We start from the raw sequence: 15,507 nt of genomic DNA on the forward strand, positions 1-15,507 counted from the left end.
ATGAGCAGTGTCACTCTCTCTTCGAATGATTCCATCCCTAAGGTATTAAAAGCAATTGTTGGCAACCAAACCAACCATGCACTTTGGCTAAACACTCTCTCCCTACTCGAACACATTGGTTCGCGAAAAATCCTCCTCACCCAATCAAATGAAGAAACCTCAGAAATGATTTTACGCCACGCCACAGAAGAAGCAAGGCATGCTCTCTTTTTTAAAAAGGCCGCAAGGACCATCCAACCTGAGTTTCGTTCTGGATACCAAAACTCCTCTCTTGTGAGAGGGACCGCGGCAAGAATTTATTTCGCAAAACTAGATGCCCTTGTCCGTAAAAACCTTCGTTCCGCTTTCCCTGACGAAAAAACCTTCACCTACCTGGCATATTTGTACACCACCACTGTCATCGAAAAAAGAGCCATGGTCGTTTACAATGCGTACGATGAAATTTTGGACGCATCGGGCTCTCCTATCCGCCTAACCAACCTCATCCTAGAAGAGGAAGGCCATTTATCCGAGATGAGCGCCGAAATGTTCCGCCTGGACCCAAATGCTTCCGAAAGACTCTCCCATTTGGAGGCCGAAGAAGCTAAAATTTTCACCCGTTTTTGGCGCCAAATCGGTGAATTCTCCCTAAATTAAAAAAGGCTTGCGAAAAAAATCTCAACTTGGTTTCCTTCAACCATCTTCATGCGACATAATACTATTATTGGATCTTTGAGAAAATGGGATTAGAAGTCTTTTTATTGCCTTTTTTGGCGAGTGTAGCCGTAACCATCGGACTCCGTCGTTTGGACAAATCCAATACCAAATTGTCCCAATTGAAACGTTACGCCTCCAAACTCACTGAAGAAATGCAAGGTGTCGCCCTGCAAAAGATCCAAATGGTAAAAGATGCCGGGATCGATTTGGACATCCTTGTCAAACAATCAAGAAAAGTCGCAGAAGACATCCAACATTTAAGTGCCGAATCGAGGGACCTCTTCGAAAAAATCAGAGCGAGCAAAGATTACCTATCATCACTCTCAGGAGAAATGGAACAAATCCAAGATTTGAGTAACCAAGTCCGCCGAGAAAAACAATACATGGAAGAAGGACTCTCTCAAATCAACTCCCACAAACGTGAGTTACGTGAAGTATCAGAAGATATGGAAGCCCTTCATAACGAATCCATTTCGATGCTCGATACTTTCCAAAACAAATTGAACTTACGAAGTGATGAAATTTTACAATCTGTTGCCCAAAAGATGGTGGAACTTGAAAGCCTACTCGAAACCAAATCTGATTTCCTTGATAATTCGCTTTCCAAAATTGCAGAAACAGCTAGAGAAAAATTATTAACTCACGCCGATGTGATGGTGAACGAAACTGCAGGTCGTCTAGACCATGCACGGAAAGAAATGGATTTATTACTCGAATCCATGAAATATGCGCAAGGTGACTTGGATGTTCGCCTAACAAAATTTGAAGACACATCTTCTTTACTTTCAGATAAGGTTGATAAATTTGATGAGAGATTAGAAGAAAAATACCAAAGAGCATCTTCCAAAGTGGAAGAAAAAGTTTCTTTACTTGAGAAAAAAATCCAAGAACGTTTTGAATCCATCGTAGACCAAGTAAGCCATACAAAAGATTCCTTTATGAAAGGTCTTAACCAAGAAACAGATGCCATCAAACGTGAAATTGAAGACTTGTCTTTGGAAACACTTTCCAAACGTGATGACATCATCAATGAAACGAGAAGGCAAGCAGATGGAATCAACCAAACCATCATTCAATTCCAAGAAAAATACTTAGAAGCAGAGAATAAACTTCTGCGCCAAGCAGACATCCGCAAACAAGAACTGATCCGTGAAATTGAAGCCTTCTCTGAAGAATTTCACCGCATATCTGAAGAACTGAGAGAAGAAGCAAGTACTCTCAAAAAGAGCGCATTACAAGAGTTAAAGGAATTTGACCGAGAACTCGAAACGGTTCGATCTGGCCAAGAAATGGTTATCAAAACTTCTCTTTTTGAACTTAAAAAAGAATTAGAAGAAAGGATGCATTCTGATTTCAAAATCCAAAAACAGGAAATGGAATCTGACCTTGGGTCCATCCAGTCCCAAGTAAAGGAATTGAATGAAACAATCACTGCACAAACAAAAGATGTAGATGAATATGTAGAAGAATTAAAGTCCGCACTCCGTGAATCTGCTCATGAAATTTTAGAAACTGCAGAAGAAAAAGCCAAAGAATCCGAAGAAATTGTCACTGAGAAGATCCGCATTGCCAATGCCAACTTAGAACAGTTTGTAAGCAAATGGGAAGACGAACTTGGTAAGATGCGAGAAGACCAAAACTACAGCATCGAAAAACTCCAAGACCGATTAAAAGAAATCCATGTGGAAGGTGCAGACCTTCTTGGTGAATTCCAAAACCAATTCCAAAAAGCTAAATCCAATTTGGAATCTGTCGCCGAATCGAAAACAAAAGAAAGTATTTCTCGTTTGGAAGACGAAGCGAAACTAGCTCGTAGCGAAGTCGAACGAATTCTCAAACACTTAGAAGAATCAGGTGAATCTTTCTTTAACCTACAAGAAGAAAAAATGGATCGATTGAACGAAACCATCGATTCCAAAATCTCTCACCAATTGACAAAACTTCTGGATAAAGGCAATATCCAACTTGGCCAATTGGAAGAAAAAATTTCGAACCACCTAAATACAGTTCGTCGCAACTTAGAAGAAAGTATCAAACGTTCCAAAGACGAGTCGAAAAAACAAATTGAGACCTACCAAAGGGATTACGAAAAATCATTCAAAGAAATCGCGAAAGAAAGCCAAGATTTCTTAAAAGACAGTTTGAACCGATTCCATGATCTCAAATTTGAAATCCAAAATGGTTTGGAATCACTCACCGAAACCAAAGAAGAAACATTGTCTAGTTTCCAAAACGAAATCGGTAGCCTGAAAGAAGAAATACTGACACTTTCTAGTGAATTAGAAACCGTGAAGGAACATTCTGACCTATTCGCTTCCGCCAAACAGATTGCAGACGAATCAAATAAGGCAGTGGAAGAAATATCGGAAGCACTCCGCTCTCTTGAAAAAGGCAAACCGGATTTGGAACTAGTCCAATCCGCAATTTCTGAGTTCAGTGAAATGAGATCTCAAATTGCAAATGAATTGGAAGCCTTAAAAGAAGCGCAGTTCCAATCAGAAGATATCGATAAACAAGTCCAAATCCTTGCTTCCAACTTGGTCCATGTATCAGAAACAATGGAAGGGTTTGAAGAGAGCCTAACTGAAGTAAGTTCTATCGAATCCCGAGTAGCAAATCTCTCGAAAGAACAGGCAAAAATTGAATCCTTTTTGTCCTCTCTCCAAGAGTCACAAGATTCTGTTTTCCACTTGGTAGAAAATTTAGAAGGCCAAAAACACAATGCACGGGAACTCCAAGCCCGTCTCGACATCCTTGACCGAGAAATCGATGTGGTGGAAGCACGAGAAAAAGAACTCACAGAGACCATCCGCCAAGCAGAGAACCGCACTTCCTTCCTTGTAGAACGAGAAGCGCAGATTGATTCCGTCGAACGTAAATTTGACAAAATCGAAGAACTGCTCGGGGATCTTTCTGACCGCCACCGCCAAATCCTTACCCTACAAAAACGTTTGGAAGACCTCAAGGAATCCACAAAGGATACCAAAGACGATTTGGAATCCCTCCTCGGCGAAGCAGACGAAACCTTCGAAAAACTCTCCCAATTTTTGGACATTGTGCAAGGAGCGATGCAGAACCCTAGTGCCACACCCAAAATGGACCGCAAAAATTCGGGAAATCCCTTGGTCGAGCGAAAAAGAGCCACAATCCAAAGCCTCCATGACAACTACCAGTGGTCTTCCGAGGCAATTAGCGAAAAATTAAATATTGAAAAATCCCTTGTGGATACCATCCTCGGAGTTAGAAAGAAATAACCGAGGTATCCATGTCCGAAGAACAAACAGAAACAACGTCGAAAGAATCCCTTATTGTCACTTCCAAAGTGAAAGCATACATCAAAAGTAAGGGTTTTATGACTTCCGGGGATGCCATCGATGGTATCAACGAAGAAATTTACCGTTTGATCGACAAAGCTCTCGAAAGAACTTCTGCAAACAAAAGAACAACGGTTCGGTCGACTGATTTCTAATCCGTGATTTATATCAAAAACAAATCAGAAATTGAAAAGATGAGGAAGGCGGGAAAATTTGCCGCCGAACTCCTCGTTTATTTGGAACCCTTTGTGAAGTCAGGTGTTTCCACTTTGGAACTGAATGACATTGCGGAAACTTATACCAAAAAAAATGGGCACCGTTCTGCCCCGCTCGGTTACAAAGGTTTCCCAAAATCCATTTGTACTTCCATCAACCAAGTCGTTTGCCACGGAATTCCTAAAAAAGAAGACGTACTCGCAGATGGTGACATTGTGAATTTAGATGTCTCCCCGATTGTAGATGGTTACATTGGAGACACTTCCAAAACCTTTATCGTGGGTGGGAAAACCACACCTGAAGCTGAAAAACTTGTCGCAGATACCGAAAAAGCCATGTGGGTGGGGATTGAACAAATCAAACCAGGGAACCGCATTGACGACATCGGGAATGCTATCGATGATTTTCTAACGCCACTTGGGTATGGAATCGTACGAGACCTGATGGGCCATGGAGTTGGACGAAATTTCCACGAAGAACCACAAGTGCCACATTTTCGTTCTCCTCGAAAATTAGCGAAAATGGAAACAGGGATGATCTTTACTGTGGAACCAATGGTCAATTTGGGAACTTGGGAAGTCAATTTTGACCGCTCTGACAAATGGACTGTCCGCACAAAAGATGGGAAATTATCAGCACAATTCGAACACACCATCCTTGTCACCGACAAAGGGTATGAAATTCTAACAAAAGTTTGAAGAAAAGGTTCTTGCATTCGCAAGGTATCTATCGTCTAATTCTAAGAGAGGTTATCTTATGAAGATTACTGTTGCTATCCTTAGCGTATTTTTGTTCACAACATCTATGTTTGCCATTTGCCCAGGAAAGGAAAAACGTTCCTGCCCAGGTCATGACAAATTGATCGAGTGCCCACACGACGGTAAATAATCCAATGGGCAAAGCCATCCTCTTCGTAGATGACGAACAAATCATTCTGATGAGTTTGAAGTCTCAGTTGAAAAAACATTTTGGGAACGATTATCGATATGAAACCGCCCAAAATACGGAAGAGGCATGGTCGATCATTGAAGAATTAGCCGAAGAAGGTATTAACATCCTCATCATCATTTCTGATTGGCTTATGCCAAACCAACGTGGTGATGAGTTCTTACGTGAAGTCCACAAAACCTACCCAAACATTAAAAAAATAATTATTTCCGGACATATCGATGAACATTCCCTTAACCAATTGAAAGGGGAAGTAAACCTACATAGTTTTTTAAACAAACCTTGGTCTGAATCGGATTTAATCAAAAAAGTAGAAGACGCAATAACGAAGATTGCCTAGGTTTTCCTAGGAAACCTCCGTATGTCTCAAACTATTTTAAAATATACAATCGAAGATTTAGAATCTTTACGTTCGAAAGTCCCTTTAGTTCATAATATTACTAACTACGTTGTGATGAACAACACAGCCAATGCCCTCCTTGCTATCGGTGCCTCCCCCATTATGGCACATGCCATCGAAGAAGTGGAAGAAATGGTTACAATCTGTTCGGCAACGGTCATCAACATTGGAACTTTGTCTGAACCGTGGATCCAAAGTATGGAAAAAGCGGCCAAAAAAGCAGTTTCATTAGGGAAACCCTTGGTTCTTGACCCAGTGGGTGCAGGGGCAAGTAACATCCGTAATGCGGCGATTCGTCGGATCTTAGATGCGGGAAACCCAAGCATCGTCCGTGGGAATGCTTCCGAAATTCTCTCAACTCTCTCATCATCAGGGAAAACCAAAGGTGTGGATGCAACAGACTCATCTGAATCCGCAGTCGAAACTGGGAAATCATTATCCAAAGTCACTGGTGGAGTGGTTGTGATCAGTGGCGCCACTGATTATATCTTAAAAGGTACAGATTCCGCTCAAATCTCCAATGGTGATGTTCTCATGACAAAGGTCACGGGCCTTGGTTGTACCGCATCTGCCCTCTGTGGTGCCTTTGCTGCTGTCCAAAAAGACCAGTTCCGTGCCGCAACTTCTGCGATGGCGGTGATGGGGATTGCTGGTGAATTGGCAAAATCCAAAACTTCTAGCCCAGGAAGTTTCCAAGTGGCATTCCTTGATGCCCTCTACGAACTGAATGCAGATACCATCAAACAAAGGTTAAATGCAAAGTAAATTCCGCGGGGTGTATCTGGTAACAGATAGACCCCTTTGCCTCCACCACCAGTTAGAAGAAGTCGTAAGATTGTCCGCTTCAGGTGGAGTTTCCCTTGTCCAACTGAGGGAAAAAGAAACCTCTTCCCGAGAATTCTTAACACTCGCGATCCATTTAAAAAAAATTCTCACACCTTTCCAGATCCCTCTCCTCATCAATGATCGAGTTGACCTTTGTTTGGCATCTGGTGCTGATGGGGTCCATTTAGGCCAATCCGACTTACCTTGGTTAGAGGCAAGAAAACTGCTTGGCAAAAACGCCATCATTGGACTTTCCATTGAAACAAAAGAAGACTGGGAAAGTTTAAATCGAGAACACTCAAATCCAAGTTTGGATTATTTGGCAGTTTCACCAGTATTCAATACACCCACAAAAACCAATACAAAACAGGCATTAGGTCTAGCAGGCGTTCGCTGGCTAAAAGAAAATACAAAACTACCTGTTGTGGCCATTGGTGGTATCAATATTGGCAATGCGAAAGAAGTAATCCAAGCAGGGGCTGATATGATTGCCGTTGTCAGTGCGATTTGTTCGGCAAAGGACCCAAAAGAAGCGACTCTTTCCTTACGAAATTTGTTTTAAAACCCTTCACCAAACGAAAACGATTGAAGAAAACAGGTTTACCACGACTTCGTAAACGTTCTTCAACCAAGTTTTTAAAAAAGTATACTTAATATTTTTATACGTTAAAAAATGAGCTATCCTTAAGAATTTTTTTTGTTCACTTGGTTTCGGTTCCAAATGGAGACACCAATTCGTTCGATGGGAGTTTTCTCAAAGTATCCTTTAAATTCTTCTTCTGATAAAAACTCTTTGGATAAAAATGAAGGATCATTCCAAAATTCTCTCGGTAAAAAACTGGGTTCATTTGTTTCGACTTGGTTCCGTTTGGCGATCCCTTCATTCCAGGGACATACTTCTTGGCATAAGTCACAACCATAAACCCAATCCTTTCTGTCCCACTTCAAAAAAGATTCGGTCACTTCACTTTCCATTCTATCTTCAATGGTAAGGTAGGAAATACATTTGGAAGCATCCAATTGGTATGGTTCCAAAGCATTTGTGGGACAAACATCCAAACATCGCCGACAACTCCCACAATGGTCTGTGGTAATCTCTTCTTTTGGTGTTTCACCTAACTCTAAATCGGTGAGGATGATGGAGAGAAAAAAATAGGATCCAAGTTTTGGATGGATAAGATTGGTGTGTTTCCCTTGCCAAACAACACCCGATTCCCTAGTCAGGATTTTTTCAGCAATGGGCAAACTATCAACCGATTGGCGGAATTGATTTGTTGGAAAAAGTTTGCGTAGTGCTTTTAAGATCAGATCCCCTTTATTTCTTAATACGATATGGTAATCAGTTCCGAGTGCGTACCTAGAAACTTTTCGTTCCATTTGAGAAAGCAAAGTTTCACCTTCACTGGAACGATAAACAAACCCCATACAGATCGCAGACTTGGGAGCAAATCCCAAATTTTCAAATCGATTGCGGATGGCAATGGCATGGTCTTTGGCAAACCAGTCCATATTCCCAAATTTCTTTTCCAAAATCCAAGTTTCTAAAAACGTTAGGTCTTTTTCGGGGATACTTGCTTTTGCAAACCCAACAAATGAAAATCCTTCTTTCATACAAAGTGATTTGATTTGAGATTGGTATTGGGATTGCGTGGCCATGTCTGAAAAAGAGAATGAAGTTTACCTTACAACACTCCAGAGCCAATTGCCAAGCCATTTGTTAGTCCAATTGCCAAAACTTATCCCGCATTTCCGAAAACTGGAAACACTGGTTCCATTGCCAAAGGACCTACCAGAACTTTTAAAAAAAGGAATATATTTTGCATTGATTCAATCGGTTGTAAGACTCCTCAACCGAGAAACAGATCCAATGTTACCAGAAATTGTTCCCGAATACAAAGAACTCATCCGCACAATTTCTGATACTTATTTAAAATTACAACCAGAGATCGAATCCAATTGGTTAGACGAATGCATTCAGTTCGGGGATAAATCAGCTTACCATTGGGAATGGAAACATTTTGATTCCAAAGAACTGTTTTAGTTTCATACCATTTCCTTTTCTAAACAAATTCTGAATTCGTTTGGGATTGGCAATTTGGTTTGGGCACGGTAATCAAAATATACCTGCACTGTTTTGGCTTTGACATACAAAACATCTGTTTTTTGGTTTTTGATTTCGTAAGAAAATTCCCAAGAACTAGTTCCAATTTTGGAAACCCAAGTGTGGATGTAAATGGAATCCCCTGGTAAAACAGAAGCAATCAAATCCATTTCCACACGAGCCATCACAAAAGGAATGTCTTCTAGTTCCTGAACTGACAAATACCGATTACAAAAATCGAGTCGTGCTAACTCCAAATATGCCGAATAACTTGCGTTATTCACTCTACGCATGGGGTCCATATCATTGAATCGAATTTGGATTTCTGTTCGGATCATCTCTCTGACAAATTTCCACACCGATTGGATTTGTCATCTTTATCCTAAAAAATTCAATTTGATTTGTACGGACCGAAATTTCTCTCTTTCTTTTGCCGACCGGCCATGGACGGGTTCTAGTGGGAGGGTGGATATTTTTTCAGGTGTGATCCCAAACGAAACCAAAATTTTACGTATCGCTTGGATCCTTTCTTTCACCAATTTTCGATTGGCTGCCAAATTTCCCGAACTGTCCGCCGAGCCGATGAGGAGCACAGAATCTAACGATTGTAATGAATCGGGTGTGAACCAACGTTTTAAATTCAGTATTTCATTGTCTACTAATTTAGACATCCCTGCCTCAAAGTAGACTACCTTTTCTACTGTAACGTTTTTTTTGCGAATTGTTTGCGTTTCGTACGGATTGAACTCATTTGAATATTTTTCTGTGTTTCCGAGTTCGTTTTTTGGCCAAAGCCAGTAGAAAACGAAGAACAAACTAACTAATATTAGGGAAATCCAAAACATCCTCCCCTTAGACGAACTGAACCGAAACAAATTAATGACAAACCAGTAGACAATTTTCTCCTACTTGGTAAAATCCTTCCATGGGTGCGTTTCGATCTCATTTCTTAACCTACATCTTGTTTTTCGCTTTGGTTTTCCAATGCAAACCAGCCGAGTTGTCGAATACTTGTGATGTAAGAACTGATGGTTTTATATATGGATCTCTCATTCGTTTTGTAACAGGTGACAGATCACCCTCTTGCCTACCTTCTTTCGATTTCCAAGAACTTTGGGGAGTGTTCCAAGCCCCGTCTGGCGATATTGGTGTCAATGCCATGACAAGTTATAATGACCAAATTATCATTGGAGGCAACTTCCAATTGTTAGGCCCTTCAACTGGGAGTGCGGCCTTTTTGCAATCAGGAGATGGAAAAGTTGTACCTAGCCGGTATTGCCCATATTTAAAAATCGTAGGGAACACATACATTGCCATTCCTGATGGTGGAGGTGGGTTTTACATTGGTGGCGAATTTTTTGCCGTCCAAGGCCAAGAAAGATTTGGAGTGGCTCATATCTTACCTGGTTGCCAATTGGATTATCAATTCAATGTTCCCAAAGATAATACACGCATAGTCTATTCTTTATTACTGAAAGATGACAAACTGTACGTTGGTGGGAATTTTACTTTATGGGGAGATACAACCCAAAGATACCTCGTTCGATTGAATCGATATACAGGTAATATTGATACATCATTTACAGTCCAAAACATTGATAATACAGTTTTTGATTTAGATACGGATTTTGATTCCGTTTTTGTTTGTGGTGAATTTTCGCAAATTGGTGGAATCACCAAACGAGGGATCGCAAGAATATCTTCCGCAAATGGAGCTGTCATCACGTCTTTTAATACAGTAATTTCGACCGGAACTTGTCTAGATTTGTATCTAGGAACTGATTCACAAGGAAGCCCAAATCTGTTTATTGTTGGAGATTTCACTGCACCTAGCGGGAATTATGCGTTTGCGGTTTACCCAGATGGTACAGCAACAGGTTGGGCACCAGATCCTAATGCACAAGTCAATTCAGTTCAACAATACCAAAACAAAATATATTTGGGAGGGTCGTTCACAACCTTAAATGGTGGAACACCTACTTCATATTTGGCTTCCGTAAACCAAAACACTGGAACTATTATCAACAATAACTTTGGTTTAGATGCTTATGTAGCTTCCCTACAAGTCATCGAAAATACTTTGTATCTAAGTGGTCAATTCACTACTGTCAAAGGAAACCCTAGAATTTCTATGGCGGCTCTCGATTTAACGAATGAAACAGTGAATGGATTTAATCCAACACCTGAAGGTACAATCAGTAATCCTGGTTCTAGTTTTTTATCAGCAGGGAATGGAGTTGTCTTTGTTACATTTGATCGTTCAACGATCAATGTTGTACCAAGGAATCATTTTGCTGTTATCGATGAGTATACAGGTGCTCCAATTGAAGGAACGCCTAACTTTGATTTTTCGATCAAAGCATTACATGTAAATGGTAATCGTTTGTTCGTTGGAGGTTCCTTCACAAACGTTGGTGGACAATCCAGAAATGCCTTTGCCATATTAGATTTACCTCATTACCAAGTGAGTTCCACAAATGTTATACTATCAGGTTCCCCCGAAATTCGTACTATCACAAGTGATGAATCAAAAGTATATGCGGGAGGTATCAGTTTAGGTACTGTGAATGGCCAAACAAGAAATGGTGTGTTTGCTTTAAACTTAGGTGATCTTTCACTAAACAATTGGAATCCAGATTTGGGTGTTGGGAGCAGTGGAGAAAGTATCCTTGTGGTCAACGACCTTGTTTTCATCGGGGGAAGTTTTACCCAAGTGAATGGAGTGGGAGGATATCAATATTTCCAAGCAGTCGACAAACTCAGTGGCACAAAAATGGATATTCCAAGTACTTCCAATTTACCTGGTGGCCTTTTGTACAGCCTTGCCTATGCTAATTCCAGAATCTACATTGGTGGTTTTTTTACAAACATCACAGGTATTGGTACGGTGAATTTTGCAGCCGTTTACGACCTAACTTCAAGAACATATCTGCAACCCAATCCAGTATCCGCAGAAAATATGGTTAATTATGTTGCTGCCTATCCCGATGGAAATGTCTTCTATGGTGGATCTTTTGTGAATTTAAATGGAGATACTAGATATAATTCCTTTGGAGTATACCAAACATATACCAATTCCTTATCCCCATGGAATGCGGGGATCAACAACGTAGTTTACACATCCATGTTTAAAAATGGAAGTTATTATCTTGGAGGAATCTTTAACGTCGCACTTAGGCGTATCAATGGTGGTTTAGTCCGTACTCGACTGATTGAGTGATAAAAAATACGAATCTAGGAGCAAACTAGTGACTGATCGAAAGCTTTTGATAACAGATGTTTCTTTCTCCGCCTAATGATTGTCACAAGGCGTTCCTTCTTTATTTAGAATTAGTTTTTTGATTTTAGTTTTGGTTTCCGCTTCAAAATGAACTGAATCGCCTCTTCTCCTTTTTTCACACCAAGTAAGGCTGTTTTATACAGTTTCGTGCGGATGGTGGTTGTGAGTTTGACCGGCAGTGGTTCGTCAGGTGCCACAGTGATGATCTTCACACCTTTTGGTGGTTTCACTGCGATTTCACGACCCAAATTAAAATGGAAGTGGTGGAACTTCCGCATCATCCTGCGGATAGTTCTGTGCTTTGGGAAAGCAAGTAAACTCGTAAACCTTGTGAGTGGGCCTGAGATATGCCGAATCGGAGAATTCATAATCACAACAATTTCTTTATACCCAGCTTCTATTATATCTTGGATAGGAAGAGGATTAAGGATGGCAGCATCGGAATATAATTTTCCATCTAACTTATGTTTTCCGCGAGTGGCAATGGGAAGGGATGTTGCTGCTTTTAATAAATCAAAAACATTACTCGAAGTGGCTTTGATGTACTCAATGGAATGTGTATGTAAGTTACTGACTGCAATGACAAAATGAGGTAATTTTTTAGAATCGAGGGTTTCAGATTCTAAACGAACTTTTTTTCGAAAGATAAAATCGATTAAATATTCCTGGTTGAGTAAGGTTTTTCCTTGGAAGGGATGGAAAAAAGAAATGAGTTTTCTTCCTGACAAATCCCTGTACCAAACAGCCAAAGCCTTTTCGCTTTTCACAGGTTCTTCTTTGGGCATGGAAACATAATATGCAGCTGCGCAGGCTCCAGATGAAACACCTACCACCAAATCAAAGTAATTTGGCCGGAGGAAACGATTCCAAGCATACAAAACTCCGCCGGAAAACGCACCTTTCATTCCCCCACCTTCCACAAGTAGGGCACGTTTACTCCCTTTCGCTTTCGGAATTTTTGATTGGGAATTGGGTTCTAATGGTTTCCGGCTCATCTTATGTGTCAGAGTCCTCCACCCCATATTTCGATGCAAAAAGGATTAAAAAAAAAATGTGAACAAGACAATAAATTTCGCTACGAAGGTAATTGATTTGTATGCTCGGAATTCGTACGATTGAAATTGAAGTGGAAGGAATCCCTGTGAAAGGCACCTTACAATGGTCCACACAGTCCCACTACCAATTAGAAATGTATGCCCCGTATTCAGGTCCTACGTATTCCTTTTCCTTTCCAAAACTTTTCCCACCTTTTCATGAAGAAAAACTTTCTGAAATTGAACAAAATGCAAAGAGTCATCTTCGAACTTTGTTTTATAAATGTGAAGGGATGAAGAAGGAAATCCCTAAGATTGAATCTGCTTTGAAAGAATTTTGGTTAGAGATCCAATCGATTTCAGTACTTTCCCCAAGTGAGTGGAAAGAAAAAAATGAACACTTAAAACAAGCAATGCTCGAAGGTTATATGGATAAAGCCATATACGAAAAAACAATTTATGATCTAACATCTGTCATGGAAAAAAAACAAAATGAACGTGAGAAACGTTGTGAATCATTTTTATCTCAGTACCTTCCCGAGTTTTCTCACTTACAAAATCATTTTTCATGGATTCGTTTCTGTTATGAATTCACAGAAAAAAAACACTTACTTCTTCTTTAAAAAATCCTTTTTCTTGCCAAAGAGATGCACTTAGTCTTTACTTTCCATTAGATATGGAAATTTATTTCCGTCGAAACATAATAGAACTTGGAAATTAGCTATGCGACCAATGGACCAAATCACAGGCAAAGAACAAAAAAACCATGTGATCTTACATTATTTAATGAATCAGGAAATGAAAGCCAATTGGAACGGTCAGGTACAAACCATAACCGTTTTACAAGAAGTACCTGGTGGTGAAGAGATCATCGTACAATGGTCTGAGGTTTGGGTACTCGCAGAAGGTTCGAACATTGTTCTTTCCAAGTTACTCGCACGTTATCTAGAACTACATTGTACGTTTGTCAAACAACTCGCACCTCATAAAGTCCAATTGCGAGTGGAAAAAGTGCTCATCGCAAAAAAAGAAAGGCTCAATCCAAGATTTACAATCACAGAAGAAGGAATGGTCAATGTCACAAACATTGTCAGTTCTAAAACCATCATTGAAGCCAATATGTTTAATATCCCAACTCTAGTACGTGTTAATTTTGAAGACTATCGAAAACGTATGATGGTTCGGTCAGGTGAAGCTGGGACCATGGATATTTTTAAATCTGGAATGGAACGTAAATTTGATGTTGTGAAATCAACTCAAAAAATCCTATTCATTAAAGATGCAACAAATCCTGAAAGTTATAAAATGGACGAAGAAGGTTTTCTCAACTACGAAGACGATATTGAAGATAACGTCGATAAACTTGCGTTTGCTGCTCGAGATAAAAAAATCAAATCCGAACTCATAATGCCAATTTTGTACAAAAACGAATTGGAAGAAATCATTCCCATAGGTTATTATTTTTTACAAACAAAAGATAAATTCATCACAGAAGATGATCTAAAATTTTACCAAACACAAATTACAGAGATGATTGAAAGGATTAAAGACGCAAACCTAATGACAACGGTTGAAAAGTTCCCAGTCATCGATCTTTCAGCTACAGGACTAAAACTCCGAATCAGTAATAGTACACTTATAGAAACATTACCAAAACAAAAAGGGATTTTACTGGAACTTGTATTCAAACTTCAAACCCCTTTTCGATTTTTTGGAAAAATCGCATGGTCTCATAAAGAAGATTCAGGTGATTTACTTGTTGGTGTTGAGTTTTCCGGAAAACGAACTTATGCTGAAAAAGTACGTTTTGAAGAAAACATCGAAATCATCAAAAACAATGGTAGGACTGCGGCTTAAGTTTTTACCTAATTTCCAATTTTATGGTTTTTGAAAACTTGGGAATTTCATAAGCACAAACGTAGTATAACATCTTTAAGTCGATATAATCGTAAGCTCGGGCCAAATCCTTTTGCCACATTGTATCCATTTTTTCCCATGGAAGATTTGGATACTTTTGTTTTTCTGACTGGGGGATTTTGAGAGATTCAGTTTGAATGGTTTTTAACATCTCTTCGGCAAAAAAACTATCGTGTTCTCCTTCCTTAAATTCTTGGATTTGATTTCGGAAAATAAAAGATTCTAGTTCCTTACAATAAAAAACCAATTCATGAAACATGGGTTCACCATAATTTAGGAAGTTCCATCGGCTAGTTTTTTTCATTGGCAAAGTTTTGCCTTTTGGTTACCCTTTCGTTTAGAATGAAGTTTTTACTCCCTATTTTTCTCTTTCTATTCATTTTGGTAAGTGTTCCCGTTACGCCGGCAGAAAAAGATTTCCAAATCATAGACATCGTAGTGGGCAAAGGAGACGAAGCGTTTTCTGGTTCCTATGTCACGGTTCACTATGTTGGAAAATTAAAAAACGGGACCAAATTTGATAGTTCCAGAGACCGTAACCGCCCTTTTGAATTTAACTTAGGTGCAGGAGAAGTCGTGAAGGGTTGGGATAAAGGCATCAAAGGGATGCGAGTGGGTGGCAAACGAAAACTCATCATCCCACCAGAACTAGGGTATGGAAGTAAAAAAGTTGGGAACATCCCACCTGATTCCACATTGATCTTTGAAGTCGAACTTTTGAAAATATACTAAACGACTAGATTCGAAAGATTGCATACTAGAGATAAGGTTCTTTA

At 39.7% G+C, this 15,507-nt stretch carries 18 protein-coding genes; 13 read left to right on the forward strand and 5 right to left on the reverse strand.

The features are described 5' to 3' along the window. From EHQ43_RS09445 to thiE, 8 genes are all read left to right on the forward strand, one after another. Entirely contained in the window at window positions 1–636 is a 636-nt protein-coding gene (locus EHQ43_RS09445) for a rubrerythrin (RefSeq protein WP_135740586.1), read from the forward strand. Between the two features lie 83 nt (window positions 637–719). After that, window positions 720–3,950 carry a SpiroCoCo family coiled-coil protein gene (locus EHQ43_RS09450; protein ID WP_135770989.1) on the forward strand — a complete coding sequence of 1,077 codons (3,231 nt, stop codon included), beginning with the start codon at window positions 720–722 and terminating at the stop codon, window positions 3,948–3,950. 11 nt (window positions 3,951–3,961) lie between these two features. Then, window positions 3,962–4,165 (forward strand): hypothetical protein, encoded by a 204-nt coding sequence (locus tag EHQ43_RS09455; RefSeq protein WP_002978419.1) that lies wholly within the window; start codon window positions 3,962–3,964, stop codon window positions 4,163–4,165. Window positions 4,166–4,168: 3 nt separating this feature from the next. Continuing rightward, window positions 4,169–4,924: a type I methionyl aminopeptidase gene (gene map, locus EHQ43_RS09460; protein WP_135770991.1), complete on the forward strand. Its 756-nt coding sequence runs from the start codon at window positions 4,169–4,171 to the stop codon at window positions 4,922–4,924. A 58-nt stretch (window positions 4,925–4,982) separates the two neighbouring features. After that, entirely contained in the window at window positions 4,983–5,114 is a 132-nt protein-coding gene (locus EHQ43_RS19825; RefSeq protein WP_279631081.1) for a hypothetical protein, read from the forward strand. A gap of 4 nt (window positions 5,115–5,118) precedes the next feature. Continuing rightward, window positions 5,119–5,514 (forward strand): response regulator, encoded by a 396-nt coding sequence (locus tag EHQ43_RS09465; protein ID WP_135740584.1) that lies wholly within the window; start codon window positions 5,119–5,121, stop codon window positions 5,512–5,514. Between the two features lie 21 nt (window positions 5,515–5,535). Next, complete coding sequence (gene thiM, locus EHQ43_RS09470; RefSeq protein WP_135770992.1) at window positions 5,536–6,339, forward strand: hydroxyethylthiazole kinase; 804 nt, start codon at window positions 5,536–5,538, stop codon at window positions 6,337–6,339. Next, complete coding sequence (gene thiE, locus EHQ43_RS09475) at window positions 6,329–6,961, forward strand: thiamine phosphate synthase (protein WP_135770994.1); 633 nt, start codon at window positions 6,329–6,331, stop codon at window positions 6,959–6,961. The genes thiM and thiE overlap by 11 nt, the downstream gene beginning before the upstream one ends. Before the next feature lie 122 nt (window positions 6,962–7,083). Here the strand turns inward: thiE and queG are convergent, their stop codons facing one another. Then, on the reverse strand, window positions 7,084–8,055 hold the full coding sequence (gene queG / locus EHQ43_RS09480) for a tRNA epoxyqueuosine(34) reductase QueG (RefSeq protein WP_135770996.1): 972 nt from the start codon (window positions 8,053–8,055) through the stop codon (window positions 7,084–7,086). Between queG and EHQ43_RS09485 the strand changes: the two genes are divergently transcribed. After that, entirely contained in the window at window positions 8,054–8,440 is a 387-nt protein-coding gene (locus EHQ43_RS09485; protein ID WP_135770998.1) for an LIC_11502 family protein, read from the forward strand. The two genes, queG and EHQ43_RS09485, sit on opposite strands and share 2 nt — an antisense overlap. Window positions 8,441–8,442: 2 nt before the next feature. Here EHQ43_RS09485 and EHQ43_RS09490 read toward each other — a convergent pair whose 3' ends face one another. Together EHQ43_RS09490 and EHQ43_RS09495 are read right to left on the reverse strand one after the other, a co-directional pair. Continuing rightward, window positions 8,443–8,838 (reverse strand): acyl-CoA thioesterase, encoded by a 396-nt coding sequence (locus tag EHQ43_RS09490; protein WP_135771000.1) that lies wholly within the window; start codon window positions 8,836–8,838, stop codon window positions 8,443–8,445. A 39-nt stretch (window positions 8,839–8,877) separates the two neighbouring features. Then, a complete protein-coding gene (locus tag EHQ43_RS09495; RefSeq protein WP_135771002.1) occupies window positions 8,878–9,345 on the reverse strand; it encodes an OmpA family protein in 468 nt (155 codons plus the stop codon). Window positions 9,346–9,425: 80 nt separating this feature from the next. On the opposite strand from EHQ43_RS09495, the gene EHQ43_RS09500 reads away from it, so the two are divergent. Continuing rightward, window positions 9,426–11,720, forward strand: coding sequence for a delta-60 repeat domain-containing protein (locus tag EHQ43_RS09500; RefSeq protein WP_135771004.1), 2,295 nt, complete (start codon window positions 9,426–9,428; stop codon window positions 11,718–11,720). 110 nt (window positions 11,721–11,830) lie between these two features. Here EHQ43_RS09500 and EHQ43_RS09505 read toward each other — a convergent pair whose 3' ends face one another. Then, complete coding sequence (locus tag EHQ43_RS09505; RefSeq protein WP_135753164.1) at window positions 11,831–12,775, reverse strand: patatin-like phospholipase family protein; 945 nt, start codon at window positions 12,773–12,775, stop codon at window positions 11,831–11,833. 101 nt (window positions 12,776–12,876) lie between these two features. On the opposite strand from EHQ43_RS09505, the gene EHQ43_RS09510 reads away from it, so the two are divergent. Further along, window positions 12,877–13,437 carry a hypothetical protein gene (locus tag EHQ43_RS09510; RefSeq protein ID WP_135753165.1) on the forward strand — a complete coding sequence of 187 codons (561 nt, stop codon included), beginning with the start codon at window positions 12,877–12,879 and terminating at the stop codon, window positions 13,435–13,437. Window positions 13,438–13,537: 100 nt separating this feature from the next. Next, window positions 13,538–14,671: a DUF1577 domain-containing protein gene (locus EHQ43_RS09515; protein WP_135740574.1), complete on the forward strand. Its 1,134-nt coding sequence runs from the start codon at window positions 13,538–13,540 to the stop codon at window positions 14,669–14,671. Between the two features lie 4 nt (window positions 14,672–14,675). Here EHQ43_RS09515 and EHQ43_RS09520 read toward each other — a convergent pair whose 3' ends face one another. Next, the gene (locus EHQ43_RS09520) at window positions 14,676–14,990 is read right to left on the reverse strand and encodes a HepT-like ribonuclease domain-containing protein (RefSeq protein ID WP_135771096.1); all 315 of its coding nucleotides are present in this window, start codon (window positions 14,988–14,990) and stop codon (window positions 14,676–14,678) included. An 83-nt stretch (window positions 14,991–15,073) separates the two neighbouring features. On the opposite strand from EHQ43_RS09520, the gene EHQ43_RS09525 reads away from it, so the two are divergent. Further along, window positions 15,074–15,463: an FKBP-type peptidyl-prolyl cis-trans isomerase gene (locus tag EHQ43_RS09525; protein WP_135740573.1), complete on the forward strand. Its 390-nt coding sequence runs from the start codon at window positions 15,074–15,076 to the stop codon at window positions 15,461–15,463. Window positions 15,464–15,507 lie beyond the last annotated feature (44 nt).

Origin of the sequence: Leptospira bouyouniensis, assembly GCF_004769525.1 — a bacterium.
GTDB lineage: Bacteria > Spirochaetota > Leptospiria > Leptospirales > Leptospiraceae > Leptospira_A > Leptospira_A bouyouniensis.

Bases quoted from the DNA above. Each gene is read 5' to 3' on its own strand.
- EHQ43_RS09490 (WP_135771000.1), bottom strand. From the start codon at position 8,838: ATGATCCGAACAGAAATCCAAATTCGATTCAATGATATGGACCCCATG.
- queG (WP_135770996.1), bottom strand. From the start codon at position 8,055: ATGGCCACGCAATCCCAATACCAATCTCAAATCAAATCACTTTGTATG.
- EHQ43_RS09450 (WP_135770989.1), top strand. From the start codon at position 720: ATGGGATTAGAAGTCTTTTTATTGCCTTTTTTGGCGAGTGTAGCCGTA.
- EHQ43_RS09495 (WP_135771002.1), bottom strand. From the start codon at position 9,345: ATGTTTTGGATTTCCCTAATATTAGTTAGTTTGTTCTTCGTTTTCTAC.
- EHQ43_RS19825 (WP_279631081.1), top strand. From the start codon at position 4,983: ATGAAGATTACTGTTGCTATCCTTAGCGTATTTTTGTTCACAACATCT.
- EHQ43_RS09485 (WP_135770998.1), top strand. From the start codon at position 8,054: ATGTCTGAAAAAGAGAATGAAGTTTACCTTACAACACTCCAGAGCCAA.
- EHQ43_RS09505 (WP_135753164.1), bottom strand. From the start codon at position 12,775: ATGAGCCGGAAACCATTAGAACCCAATTCCCAATCAAAAATTCCGAAA.
- EHQ43_RS09515 (WP_135740574.1), top strand. From the start codon at position 13,538: ATGCGACCAATGGACCAAATCACAGGCAAAGAACAAAAAAACCATGTG.
- EHQ43_RS09525 (WP_135740573.1), top strand. From the start codon at position 15,074: ATGAAGTTTTTACTCCCTATTTTTCTCTTTCTATTCATTTTGGTAAGT.
- thiE (WP_135770994.1), top strand. From the start codon at position 6,329: ATGCAAAGTAAATTCCGCGGGGTGTATCTGGTAACAGATAGACCCCTT.
- EHQ43_RS09455 (WP_002978419.1), top strand. From the start codon at position 3,962: ATGTCCGAAGAACAAACAGAAACAACGTCGAAAGAATCCCTTATTGTC.
- EHQ43_RS09510 (WP_135753165.1), top strand. From the start codon at position 12,877: ATGCTCGGAATTCGTACGATTGAAATTGAAGTGGAAGGAATCCCTGTG.
- EHQ43_RS09465 (WP_135740584.1), top strand. From the start codon at position 5,119: ATGGGCAAAGCCATCCTCTTCGTAGATGACGAACAAATCATTCTGATG.
- EHQ43_RS09500 (WP_135771004.1), top strand. From the start codon at position 9,426: ATGGGTGCGTTTCGATCTCATTTCTTAACCTACATCTTGTTTTTCGCT.
- EHQ43_RS09445 (WP_135740586.1), top strand. From the start codon at position 1: ATGAGCAGTGTCACTCTCTCTTCGAATGATTCCATCCCTAAGGTATTA.
- EHQ43_RS09520 (WP_135771096.1), bottom strand. From the start codon at position 14,990: ATGTTTCATGAATTGGTTTTTTATTGTAAGGAACTAGAATCTTTTATT.
- thiM (WP_135770992.1), top strand. From the start codon at position 5,536: ATGTCTCAAACTATTTTAAAATATACAATCGAAGATTTAGAATCTTTA.